13 protein-coding genes are annotated in these 12,033 nt (G+C 58.9%); 9 read left to right on the top strand and 4 right to left on the bottom strand.

Going from position 1 to position 12,033, the window contains the following annotated elements:
- Window positions 1–44 precede the first annotated feature (44 nt).
- The 5 genes from mtgA to EV561_RS13750 all read left to right on the top strand — a co-directional run bounded on the left by mtgA (window position 45) and on the right by EV561_RS13750 (window position 3,160).
- Entirely contained in the window at window positions 45–791 is a 747-nt protein-coding gene (mtgA, locus tag EV561_RS13770) for a monofunctional biosynthetic peptidoglycan transglycosylase (protein ID WP_132522325.1), read from the top strand.
- Between the two features lie 99 nt (window positions 792–890).
- Entirely contained in the window at window positions 891–1,613 is a 723-nt protein-coding gene (locus EV561_RS13765; protein WP_132522323.1) for a DUF1868 domain-containing protein, read from the top strand.
- 12 nt (window positions 1,614–1,625) lie between these two features.
- Window positions 1,626–2,273 (top strand): glutathione S-transferase family protein, encoded by a 648-nt coding sequence (locus EV561_RS13760; protein ID WP_132522321.1) that lies wholly within the window; start codon window positions 1,626–1,628, stop codon window positions 2,271–2,273.
- Between the two features lie 157 nt (window positions 2,274–2,430).
- Window positions 2,431–2,616, top strand: coding sequence for a 50S ribosomal protein L32 (gene rpmF, locus EV561_RS13755; RefSeq protein ID WP_006724402.1), 186 nt, complete (start codon window positions 2,431–2,433; stop codon window positions 2,614–2,616).
- A gap of 139 nt (window positions 2,617–2,755) precedes the next feature.
- Window positions 2,756–3,160: a hypothetical protein gene (locus EV561_RS13750; protein WP_132522319.1), complete on the top strand. Its 405-nt coding sequence runs from the start codon at window positions 2,756–2,758 to the stop codon at window positions 3,158–3,160.
- A gap of 45 nt (window positions 3,161–3,205) precedes the next feature.
- Here EV561_RS13750 and phaR read toward each other — a convergent pair whose 3' ends face one another.
- The gene (gene phaR / locus EV561_RS13745; RefSeq protein WP_132522317.1) at window positions 3,206–3,778 is read right to left on the bottom strand and encodes a polyhydroxyalkanoate synthesis repressor PhaR; all 573 of its coding nucleotides are present in this window, start codon (window positions 3,776–3,778) and stop codon (window positions 3,206–3,208) included.
- A 235-nt stretch (window positions 3,779–4,013) separates the two neighbouring features.
- On the opposite strand from phaR, the gene EV561_RS13740 reads away from it, so the two are divergent.
- Both EV561_RS13740 and EV561_RS13735 read left to right on the top strand, forming a co-directional pair.
- A complete protein-coding gene (locus tag EV561_RS13740; RefSeq protein WP_132522315.1) occupies window positions 4,014–5,195 on the top strand; it encodes an acetyl-CoA C-acetyltransferase in 1,182 nt (393 codons plus the stop codon).
- 73 nt (window positions 5,196–5,268) lie between these two features.
- Window positions 5,269–5,994, top strand: a complete 726-nt coding sequence (locus tag EV561_RS13735; protein WP_132522313.1) for a beta-ketoacyl-ACP reductase — start codon at window positions 5,269–5,271, stop codon at window positions 5,992–5,994.
- 399 nt (window positions 5,995–6,393) lie between these two features.
- Here EV561_RS13735 and EV561_RS37185 read toward each other — a convergent pair whose 3' ends face one another.
- The 3 genes from EV561_RS37185 to EV561_RS13725 form a co-directional block, all read right to left on the bottom strand.
- Window positions 6,394–6,555 (bottom strand): hypothetical protein, encoded by a 162-nt coding sequence (locus EV561_RS37185; RefSeq protein ID WP_165927800.1) that lies wholly within the window; start codon window positions 6,553–6,555, stop codon window positions 6,394–6,396.
- A gap of 233 nt (window positions 6,556–6,788) precedes the next feature.
- Complete coding sequence (locus tag EV561_RS13730; protein WP_132522311.1) at window positions 6,789–7,040, bottom strand: YMGG-like glycine zipper-containing protein; 252 nt, start codon at window positions 7,038–7,040, stop codon at window positions 6,789–6,791.
- Window positions 7,041–7,072: 32 nt separating this feature from the next.
- Complete coding sequence (locus tag EV561_RS13725; RefSeq protein WP_132522309.1) at window positions 7,073–7,228, bottom strand: DUF3309 family protein; 156 nt, start codon at window positions 7,226–7,228, stop codon at window positions 7,073–7,075.
- Between the two features lie 1,210 nt (window positions 7,229–8,438).
- Here EV561_RS13725 and EV561_RS13720 point away from each other — a divergent pair.
- Together EV561_RS13720 and EV561_RS13715 are read left to right on the top strand one after the other, a co-directional pair.
- Window positions 8,439–11,618 (top strand): helicase-related protein, encoded by a 3,180-nt coding sequence (locus EV561_RS13720; RefSeq protein ID WP_132522307.1) that lies wholly within the window; start codon window positions 8,439–8,441, stop codon window positions 11,616–11,618.
- 2 nt (window positions 11,619–11,620) lie between these two features.
- Complete coding sequence (locus EV561_RS13715) at window positions 11,621–12,025, top strand: RNA-binding S4 domain-containing protein (protein ID WP_132522305.1); 405 nt, start codon at window positions 11,621–11,623, stop codon at window positions 12,023–12,025.
- The last annotated feature ends 8 nt before the right edge of the window (window positions 12,026–12,033 follow it).

The following is a 12,033-nucleotide window of genomic DNA, read 5'->3' as shown; positions in this document are numbered from 1 at the left end:
TAGACGGTATGACAGCCCTGGTGGACAAAGGCGGGCTTGGGGACTTGGACATATCGACGGAGAATGAAGAGGAGGTCGAGGTGCCGTCTCGCCGCAGCAGGCTGGGCTGGTTCCGGCGTCGAGCGATCCTCCGGCGCATTGCTTTTGCGATCGCAGCACTTCTTGTCCTGCCCTATCTGCTCATTCCCTTCTATGCCCTGCCTTTCATTCACCCCATCTCGACATTGATGCTTCGCGACCTCGTGACCTTTCGCGGCTACGACCGCCAATGGGTCTCGCTCGACCAGATTGCGCCGGTCCTGGTGAAGTCGGTCATGGTTTCGGAAGACGGCCAGTTCTGCTTCCATGGCGGCGTGGACTGGGGCGAGATGGGCATGCTCGTCAAGGAGACCCTTGGCGGGGAATCGACGCGCGGCGGCAGCACGATCCCGATGCAGACCTCGAAGAACCTCTTTCTCTGGAACGGCCGCTCCTTCGTGCGCAAGGCGCTGGAACTGCCGCTTGCCGTCACATCCTCCTTCGTCTGGTCGAAGCGACGGATGATGGAGCTCTATCTTAACATTGCCGAATGGGGGCCGGGGATCTACGGGATCGAGGCGGCGGCGCGCTATCATTTCAAGATACCGGCGTCGAAGCTTTCGGCGCGGCAGGCAGCCCTTCTGGCGGTCTCGCTGCCCAACCCGATCGATCGCAACGCCAGCAAGCCCGGACCGGGGCTGCGGCAGCTCGCCTCGCTGATCCAGCGGCGGGCGGCCAATTCCGGCGACTACATCAAGTGCCTTTATAACTGATATCAGAACTTCTCGTTCGATATGCCTGGTGTCATCTGGCATTCTTGCTTGTGACGTAAGGGCGGATGATCTGCCAACCAACCATTGGAATCATCCGCGATGAGCCTCGCTTCCTTTTCTCCGGAATTGTTGACCTATTCCAAGACCCATAATCCAGCGCCGCCGCAACATCTGGGAACGCGCTACCGTAAGGTCGGGGGCTTCCTGCCGGAGCCCGGCAACACCATCATCTGCCATGTCACGAAGGAATCTGAGACGCAGGAGGTGCTGATCCAGGCGCGCGAGAAATTCCTCTCCATGCCGGAAGCGCCGCAATTCCTGTTCACGCCGATCACCAGCCTGCACATGACGCTTTTCCAGGGTATCATCGAATATCGCCGCAAGCCCGGTTTTTGGCCAGCCGATCTTGCGCTCGACACGCCGATCGAGGACATAACCGAGATCATGGCCGAGCGTCTTGAAGGCTTTTCGGTATTCGAACCCTTCAATGTGGCAGTCACCAAGGCGCGGCCCGCCGGCCTCCTGGTCGAAGGCGCGACGGTGCATGACCGGAAGGTGATGCGTGACTGGCGCAATGCGTTTGCGGAACTGCTCGGCTATCGCCATCCCGACCATGAGGAATATCCGTTCCACATCACGTTCTCCTATGTGATCGATCGGCTGGAAGACGAGGCTCTGCCGCGCTGGCAGGCAATGCTTGACGAGGTGGCTGCCGATATCCGCGAGCAGATGCCGGTCCTCGAGCTCGACCCGCCGGCCTTCTGCTACTTCGAGGACATGAACCATTTCAGCGAATTGCTTATCTTCGACTTCGAGGCCTGACAGGACAATGCAATGGACAAACTGACCCTCTACATCGGCAACAAGAACTATTCGTCATGGTCGTTTCGGCCATGGCTGGCGATGGAGGGGTGCGGTGTTCCCTTCGACGACGTGGTCATCCCCTTCGACTTTCCGGCCGGCAATCCGCGTTTTCGCGATATTTCGCCGACCGGGCGGGTGCCGGTCTTGCATCACGGCGACTTCCGCGTCTGGGAATCGCTGGCGATCATAGAATATATCGCCGAGCTTTTCCCTGATGCGGGGATCTGGCCACAGGATCCCAAGGCGCGGGCGCAGGCGCGCGCCATCTCATGCGAAATGGTGTCCGGCTTCCGGGCGCTGCGCAATGCATGCCCGATGAATATGCGCCGGGCGAAGGGAAAGATCGATCTGCCTGATGGTGTGATGGCTGACGTCGCCCGGATCGAGACGATCTGGCGCGAGATGCGGGAGCGTTCCGGCGGACCGTTCCTTTTCGGCGCCTTCAGTGCGGCTGACGCCATGTATGCGCCTGTCGTCAACCGGTTCGAAATCTACGATCTGGTGAGCTCCGCCGATACGCTGAGCTACATGGCTGCGATGAAGGCGCATCCCGCCTGGCAGAAGTGGCAGACGGCGGCGCTGGCCGAAACCTGGACCGTGCCCGAGGACGAAGCCTGAGCCTAGGAATCATCCCCGTCACAAAAAATATAGATGGGGACTGGTCAAGGGGCTGATTGGCATGTATAAGCGCGCCAAATTTCCGATATCGATGCATGTCGTTTCGGCCGCCTAGCTGGCCGATAGCATGCCTTGTCCGCAAAGTGGAGTAACGAAAATGGCTGTACCGAAGAGAAAAACGAGCCCGTCCAAGCGCGGTATGCGCCGTTCGGCTGACGCCCTGAAGGCATCGACCTACGTCGAAGACAAGAACTCCGGCGAACTGCGCCGCCCGCACCACATCGACCTGAAGACGGGCATGTATCGCGGTCGCCAGGTTCTGACGCCTAAGGAAAGCGCATAATTCTTGGCGCTTCCAAGAGTTTGAGCATATAGGCCGGCTCACTGCCGGCCTTTTGCGTTTGGAGGCATGCGTTCAAAGTACGTTGAATTATTTCGGCTATGACTTACCTAGGTCATTCCTACCAGGAGACATGCCGACGATGCTTGCTGTCTTTCCGCTGCTGATCATTCCCTTCATTCTTTATAACATCGCAATGGTCGGTCCGATGGCCGGGGGCGTTGATGCGCTCAACGACACCGTCATCTCGCTTTCGATGCTGTCGGGCGCAACATGGACGCTGTCGCTCGGCGACCTCTTCATCGTCATTGCGCTGGCGTTGCTGTTTTTCGAGATATTGAAGGCGACCCGCAACGGTTCGGGTTCGCTGATCAATCACATGCTTTCGATGCTGGTCTTCATCGCCTTCCTGGTGGAATTTCTTCTCATCCAGAAAGCCGCGACGCAGACTTTCTTCATCCTCATGACCGTGGCATTTCTCGACGTCATCGGCGGCTTCACGATCTCGATCCGCACGGCAGGGCGGGATGTCTCGATCGGGCTTTAGGCGGTAACCGCGACTGATGTCGCGGTTACTGGTCGGCCGAGAATTTCAGAGGCTGTCGAGCTTGGTCTGGAGCGCGCGAAGCTGCTCCTTGAGTTCGTCTATGTCTTTGGCTTCGGCCTTGCGGCTCTCCTTGACCGGAGGCTTCATGAAGGGCGAAAACATCTGCATGGCCTGCTGGAACATCTCGGTGTTGCGGCGGACCTGCTCTTCGACCATCTGTATCGGTAGTTGCAAATTCTTGCCGAGCGGCGTCTCTCCAAAAGCGCGATTGATTTGCTCGCGCATCTGAACCTGCTGCTCGGTGAAAGCCTTCATGGAGTGTTCCAAGAAGCTCGGCACGACCATTTGCATCTGGTCGCCATAGTAGCCGATCAACTGCCGAAGGAACGAGATCGGCAGCAATGTATTTCCGGTCTTCGATTCCTGCTCGAAAATGATCTGCGTCAGGACCGAATGGGTTATATCCTCGCCACTCTTTGCGTCCTGGACGGTAAATTCCTCCCCCTTCTTCACCATTTCTGCAAGGTCATCCAGCGTTACATAAGTGCTGGTGCCGGTATTGTAGAGGCGGCGATTGGCATACTTCTTGATTACAATCTGGCCCTCATTTTTCGCCATTATCAGTCTCCTAACCCCGTCTGATTATATGGATTCTCCTCCACTCGTGAGTGTAGACGCAAAGGAAGGCTGGTGACAATCGCTTTGTGCGATGCGGCAAACCCTTTTGAAGAATTGGGTTTTTGCCGGTTATGACGACAGGATGAAATCGACGCGACTGGAATTCTTGTCGTTTGACTTGCGCGGCAAGCTTTGTCAGTTTCGTCTCATATGACCAGCAAATGAGGAGGCTTCCATGAGCAATCCATCCATCGTCGTTGCAAGCGCTGCGCGCACCGCCGTCGGTTCCTTTAACGGCGCATTCGCAGCCGTCCCGGCCCATGAACTCGGGGCTGCGGCGATCAAAGGGGCGCTGGAGCGCGCCGGCGTGGACGCCAAGGAAGTTGACGAGGTCATTCTCGGCCAGGTCCTGCAGGCGGGCGAAGGCCAGAACCCCGCTCGCCAGGCGGCGATGAAGGCCGGACTGCCGCAAGAGGCGACCGCATGGAGCGTCAACCAGCTCTGCGGTTCGGGCCTGCGCGCCGTTGCACTCGGCATGCAGCAGATCGCAACCGGCGATGCCAAGATCATCGTTGCCGGCGGCCAGGAATCCATGTCCATGGCGCCCCACGCCGCCCATCTGCGGGCCGGCACCAAGATGGGCGACATGAAGATGATCGACACCATGATCAAGGATGGCCTGACGGATGCCTTCTACGGCTACCATATGGGCATCACCGCGGAAAATGTTGCCCGTCAGTGGCAGCTTACCCGCGAGGATCAGGACCGGTTCGCGGTTGCATCGCAAAACAAGGCTGAAGCCGCCCAGACCGCGGGCCGTTTCAAGGATGAGATCGTGCCTTTCGTGATCACCGGCCGCAAGGGCGACATCACGGTGGATGCCGACGAATATATCCGCCATGGCGCGACGCTCGACGCCATGACGAAGCTGCGTCCGGCCTTCGACAAGGACGGCACGGTGACTGCAGCCAATGCGTCCGGCATCAACGATGGTGCTGCCGCCGCACTTCTCATGACCGAGGCGGAAGCCTCGCGCCGGGGCATCCAGCCGTTGGCCCGCATCGTCTCCTGGGCAACTGCCGGCGTCGATCCGCAGATCATGGGAACAGGCCCCATCCCTGCATCGCGCAAGGCCCTGGAAAAGGCTGGCTGGTCGGCCGGCGATCTGGATCTGGTCGAGGCCAACGAGGCTTTTGCCGCGCAGGCATGTGCCGTCAACAAGGATCTCGGCTGGGATCCCTCAATCGTCAACGTCAATGGCGGCGCGATTGCCATCGGCCATCCGATCGGTGCGTCCGGGGCCCGCATCCTCAACACGCTGCTCTTCGAGATGAAGCGCCGCGGTGCCAAAAAAGGCCTCGCAACCCTCTGCATCGGTGGTGGTATGGGAGTCGCCATGTGTTTTGAAGCGCTTTAAATAGCCGGCAACCTATGCTTCAATAAGCATCATCAAATGCGCGCATGTGTTACAAAAGGCAAGGGGACGATACATGAGCAGAGTGGCTTTGGTTACGGGTGGCACCCGCGGTATCGGTGCCGCAATCTCGATGGCGCTGAAGAATGCGGGTTACAGGGTTGCGGCGACCTATGCCGGCAACGAGGAAAAGGCGCGTGCGTTCCACGAAGAGACCGGTATCGCCGTCTACAGATGGGACGTGACCGACTACGACGCCTGCGGCGCCGGCATCTCGAAGGTCGAGAATGACATCGGTCCGGTCGAAATCCTCGTCAACAATGCCGGCATCACGCGCGACGCCATGTTTCACAAGATGACGGCGCAGCAATGGCATGAGGTGGTGAGCACCAACCTGACCGGCCTTTTCAACATGACGCATCAGGTCTGGTCAGGCATGCGCGACCGGAACTTCGGCCGCGTGATCAACATTTCCTCGATCAACGGTCAGAAGGGACAGATGGGTCAGGCCAACTATTCCGCGGCCAAGGCCGGCGATATCGGCTTCACCAAGGCGCTTGCACAGGAAGGCGCGATAAAGAACATTACCGTCAACGCCATCTGCCCAGGCTATATCGGCACCGAAATGGTTCTGGCGGTTCCGGAAAAGGTCCTGAACGAGAAGATCATTCCGCAGATCCCCGTCGGGCGGCTTGGTCAGCCGGATGAAGTTGCGCGTTGCGTCGTGTTTCTTGCGGCCGATGATGCAGGTTTCATTACCGGCTCGACGATTACGGCCAATGGCGGGCAGTTTTTCGTCTAGGGCGCAATGGCGGCCGGATTTCTATTGTTGTTCTGCCGCCACCGGCCTTTGATTGGCTTCGCAGGGATTTCCTGTGTGTGCCCTGCACCGCGCGGCGTCTGTGCTTGGGATGCTTTTGGTTATGGTATCCCGGTCAACGCCCCAGTGTTTGGCGGCGTCGCGCTGCAAGTCGAAATCCGGTAGCCACGGAATTTCGAAACCAGTCGCAAAGCTGCTGGTGGCGAAGAGGCAAACGAAAACTGCACCCAGAACTATCCTGCTCATGGGCTGTCCTTAGACGGATCGCTGTTCGGCATCCCCTCTTCCAGGGGATGCGCGATCATAAGCCGATAGCAATATTCGGAAAAGAATTAGTGGGAAGTAGCCCGCGATGGGGCTATTGCCGGCTGGCGTCTTGGCTCAATAGTCGCGGCGAGGGCGGCGCGAACTTGCTTCCACGGGTATCGGACGCAGGACCATGCTGCGCTCCCGCGCGTTGGCAACGACTGCCGCGAGGGCCGTTGCGGTGAATGCGGCGGAGATAAGAGCGACCACTGCGATGTTTGCGACTGTCTCGGCCATGATGCCGGTCCTTTCAACAAATTGACCCGATCTCTCGGAAATCGGCGCGGGCTTAATTGCTCGTGTTGCAGTTAACATGGTCATGGCAATGGTGGATGTGAAGACTTTACTGAATGACCAATTGTCGACGCAGTGTTGACGAGTCAGCATATCCGATCGCCAGAGACTGAAACGGGCGCACCGGTGCGCCCGCTCCACATTTCCATATTGGCGATAGCATGGCTGCTATGCGTTTAGCGGCAACGCGCTTCGTAGCGACGGCCATTGCGATCTCGGTAGATGCAATAGCCCTGACGCGAAGAATGTCCGATCAAATAGCCAACGGCGCCGCCTGCGACCGCGCCGATAGCAGCGCCGCCCCAGCTGTTGCTCACAGCACCGCCGATAATAGCGCCGGTACCGGCACCAATGGTCGTTCCGCGCTCTTCGGGCGTGCAGGACGCCAAGGTTCCAATCAACGCAACTGCAACAATAATTTTCTTCACGGTGCTTTACTCCCCATGTTGGATTTAACCAGTCAGATTCGACCCATTAGAACAAGAATGAGAATGATGACGACAACAAGCCCCAGTCCTCCGGAAGGACCATAGCCCCAACCGCTGCTATAACCCCAGTTCGGCAGCGCGCCGATCAGGAGAAGTATTAGAATCACAAGCAGTATCGTACCGAGCATGGTCCTGCTTCCTCTACTTTTCAATCGTCTATTCGTACGAGGACATAAACGGCCTTCGCGAAAAATTGTTCCGGCTAATGTTCGAGGAAATGTTGAAGACTCATGCCTTTTGCCGTTTCGACCTGCTGATCCTGCGGTTTTCTCCCTCTTTTTGAGAGTGTGCCGTCGCCCGGGCGGCAACGGCGACCCTGCGAAGTTGTTTCTATGGTTAAAAAATTCTTTAAATACAATAGCTTGCGGTGAACGAAGCGGGAAAATTTCGATGTCAGCGATTCGTCGTCGATTCGTTCCTTGTTTGACCCGGCTCGCCGATATCGCCAACAAGGATGACCTCTTTAGGATTACTCCCTGGAGTGAGAAGGCTAGTCAATCACCGCAAAGTGGTAGGCAGCGGCTATAATTGGTTAAAGAGCACGCTATCTAGGAGTATTAGACCCGCCCAACCCTCCTCCATATGGGTAGTTACCGTCGCCGATAGACGATATCTTGTGGTGAACGCAAAGGGAACATGACTGAATCAGCGATTCGTCGTCGATTCGTTCCGGTTTTGGTCGGAAAGTTAATGATCTCAATTTATGCGGGAAATCGTGGGTGCATCCCGACCGGTGTCCGGCAAAGGTTAATCGCAATCACCGATTCGGCATGATTCGCCGGCACAATTACGCCGAGTCATGTGGCTGGCTGCAGAAAACATACTAAATATTGTGGAGAACAAACGGGGAATTGCCCGATGTCAGCGATTCGTCGCCGATTCGTTCCGGCTTTGACCGGAGTGTTAACGTCGCGTTCCCTGGTTCTGATTTCCGAGAGATTCCATTGCGTTTACAAATGATTAAGGGGATTCGGCGGGCACACGCCAGGATTTCGCCGAATCGCCTCTTGACTCATAGCGGGCATGCTCAGCCGGATTCAGGATTTTGTGCGATTCCGATTATTCCAATCCATATATTGTGGTGAACAAATCGGGAATGATCGGGAGTCAGCGATTCGTCTCCGATTCGTTCCCAAGCTGTTCTTGCGTTCGGCGGATTCCTTGGCGGTATCTGCGGATGCACTTTATAATTGTCGGTATTCCGTGGAAAATGGGATGTTTTCGTAAGGCTTTTTTCATTCAGGTCTTGCCTTTGTCACGTTGGATCGTCATCTGTTCTCCGCTTCACGGAGGAGCTTGTTGACCCGAGGGCAGCCGCGCCTCATCCTTGCAGGACACATGACCCTGACTTCGCAGCCTATGATTTTGAGTGGTCGCGGCGTGACCGCGGTGCTCGGACCGACCAATACCGGCAAAACCCATTATGCGATTGAGCGTATGGTGGCGCACGGCACGGGCGTTATCGGCCTGCCGCTCCGGCTTCTTGCCCGTGAAGTCTATACGCGTGTGGTCGAAAAGGTCGGCGCCCACAATGTCGCCCTTGTCACGGGCGAGGAAAAGATTTCTCCGCCGAACGCCCGCTTTTCCGTCTGCACCGTCGAGGCCATGCCTCGTGAGAGCAAGGCCTCCTTCGTCGCGATCGACGAGGTGCAGCTTGCCGGCGATCTCGAGCGCGGCCATATTTTTACCGACCGTATTCTGCATCTGCGCGGACGGGACGAGACCCTGCTTCTCGGGGCGGCAACCATGCGGCCCATCCTCGAACATCTCCTGCCCGGCATCACGGTTGTCGAGCGACCCCGTCTCTCGCATCTCTTCTATGCCGGGCAGAAAAAGATCACGCGCCTGCCGCAACGATCGGCAATCGTCGCGTTCTCCGCCGATGAGGTTTACGCGATCGCCGAACTTATCCGGAGACAGCGTGGCGGAGCGGCCGTTGTTCTGGGGGCCCTCAGTCCGCGGACCCGCAATGCGCAGGTGGCGCTCTATCAGGAAGGCGATGTCGAATATCTTGTTGCAACCGACGCTATCGGCATGGGTCTCAATCTCGACGTCGACCATGTCGCCTTTGCGCAGGATCGCAAGTTCGACGGTTATCAGTTCCGCAATCTCAATCCCGGTGAACTCGGCCAGATCGCCGGCCGCGCCGGCCGACATCTGAAGGACGGCACCTTTGGGGTTACCGGCCATGTCGATCCGTTTGACGATGAACTCGTTCGACGGATCGAGGCGCATGAATTCGACAATGTCAAAGTGCTGCAGTGGCGGACCAAGGAACTGGATTTCTCCACGATCGCCGCCTTGCGCCATAGCCTCGACGCTGCCCCGAAAGTTTCCGGCCTGACCCGCGCGCTTCCTGCCGTCGATCAGCAGGCGCTCGAGCATCTGTCGTGGTATCCGGAAATTATCGATCGCGCGAGCAGCCCTGCCCGCGTCGAAAAATTGTGGGAGGCTTGCGCGCTGCCGGATTATCGCCGCATTGCGCCTGCTCAGCATGCCGATCTTATTGCAACCCTCTTTTCCGATCTCGTGCGCTATGGCACGGTGAAAGAGGATTTTCTTGCCGAACAAGTGCATCGTGCCGACCGAACGGATGGCGAGATTGACACTCTTTCGGCACGAATCGCGCAGATAAGGACATGGACCTATGTGTCGAATCGGCCCGGTTGGCTTGCCGATCCGACACACTGGCAAGAAAAGACACGGGAAATCGAAGATCGATTGTCCGATGCGTTACATGAACGGTTGACGAAACGCTTTGTTGATCGCAGGACATCTGTGCTCATGAAGCGCCTGAGAGAGAATGCAATGCTGGAAGCTGAAATCAGTGTGAATGGGGATGTCTTCGTAGAGGGGCATCATGTGGGACAGTTGGCTGGATTCCGGTTCACGCCGGTCTCAGGCGCCGAGGGGCCGGACGCCAAGGCTGTCCAGGCTGCTGCGCAGAAGGCGCTCGCGCTGGAGTTCGAGGCGCGCGCCGCGCGTCTTCATGCTGCCGGCAACAGCGATCTGGCGATCAGTGCCGATGGCCTCGTGCGCTGGCTTGGCGATCCCGTGGCGCGGCTTTCGGGCAGCGATCACATCATGCGTCCGCGGGTCCTGCTTCTGGCCGACGAACAGCTGACCGGCAATGCGCGTGATCACGTGGCTGCCCGCATCGAGCGCTTCGTCAATCATCATATCAGCACCATTCTGAAGCCGCTCGACGATCTGTCGCGCGCCGAAGACCTGCAGGGCCTCGCAAAGGGGCTGGCCTTCCAGCTGGTCGAGAACCTCGGCGTGCTTTTCCGTCGCGACGTGACGGAAGAGGTCAAGTCGCTCGATCAGGACGCGCGCGCCTCCATGCGCCGCTACGGCGTCCGTTTCGGCGCCTACCATATCTTCGTTCCGGCTCTGCTGAAGCCGGCTCCGGCCGAGCTTATCACGCTGCTCTGGGCGCTGAAGAACGACGGGCTCGACAAGCCGGGCTATGGCGACCTCATTCCGGTTCTCGCCGCTGGCCGCACGTCCGTCGTGACGGACCCAACCTATGAGCGTATGTTCTACAAGCTGGCCGGCTTCCGTTTCCTCGGCAAGCGCGCCGTGCGCATCGATATCCTGGAGCGGCTTGCGGATATCATCCGTCCGCTCCTGCAGTGGAAGCCGGGCCAGGCCTCGCGTCCTGACGGCGCCTATGACGGCCGCCGCTTCACCACGACCACGGCGATGCTTTCGATCCTTGGCGCGACGCTGGAGGACATGGAAGAAATTCTGAAGGGCCTCGGCTACCGCGCCGATGCCGTCAAGCCGGAAGAGGCTGCCGCGCATCTTTCTGCCCAGGACGCGTCCGCAGCCCCTGTGACGCCGCCTGTCGCCTCGACCGAGGAGCCAGCCGAAAAATCGGATGACGACGATGCCGACGCTGCTGGCGAAGAGCCGGCGCAGGAACAGGCAGCAGAAACCGTTTCTGCAGTGCCGGCCGTCGAAGAGCCTGCCGCGGAGGAAGTTGCCGCGCCCATGGCTGTTGAAGCTTCAGGGGATCTGCCGGGCGCCGACGCGGTTTCTGCAGAGCCCGTCGAGCCGAAGCCGGTCTTGCTCTGGCGTCTCGGCGGTCGTGGCGACAATAACCAGCGCCAGGCTCGTGGACACGGCGACCGCCGTGGCCACCAGGGCCAGGGACAGGGTCAGCAGGAGCAGCGCCAGGGGCATAACGGCAACCGCCGCGGCGGCGAACGGAACGAGGCGGGCGGCCGCGAAAACCGGGAAGGCCGCGACAATCGCGGACCGCGCAGCAACGACAATCGCGAAGGCGGACGTCCTCAGCAGCATGGCAATCGCTCGGAGAGAAACGACCGCAACGAGCGCCAGGATCGCGGCGACCGCAAGGATCGCAATGACCGGAACGATCGCAACAACAATCGCAACGGTTCTTCGCAGCCCCTGCGCTTCGAAGCCAAGCCGCCGCGCAAGGAAAAGCCGATCGATCCGGATTCACCCTTCGCCAAGCTCGCTGCCCTGAAGGAGCAGATGAAGAAATAGCCATGACGGACGAAAGGCAGCCATCTTCCGGTTCGCGCCAGCGCATCGACAAGTGGCTGTTCTTTGCCCGAATGGTGAAGTCCCGCTCGCTTGCACAGGCCTGCGTCCAGGGCGGCCATGTGCGCATCAATGGCGAGCGGATCGTCCAGTCGAGCTACGGTGTCAAGGTTGGCGATCGCATCGAGCTTTCGCTCGAGCGTCGCGACATTGTCCTTATCGTGCGCCAGCCCGGCACGCGGCGCGGGCCCTTCGAGGAAGCCAAGCTGCTCTACGAGGACCTGACGCCGCCGCCCGATGAGGCAAAACGCCTCACGCCTTTCGAGCAGGCTCTGCGCGCGCCGGGCGCCGGACGCCCCACCAAACGGGAGCGGCGTGCCATCGATCGGCTGATGTCCGACGACGATTAGAAAAGTCT

It is taken from the genome of Rhizobium sp. BK376, assembly GCF_004341625.1.
GTDB lineage: Bacteria > Pseudomonadota > Alphaproteobacteria > Rhizobiales > Rhizobiaceae > Rhizobium.
Note: the sequence above shows the minus strand (reverse complement) of the source record. Positions and strands in the feature narration are given on the sequence as shown.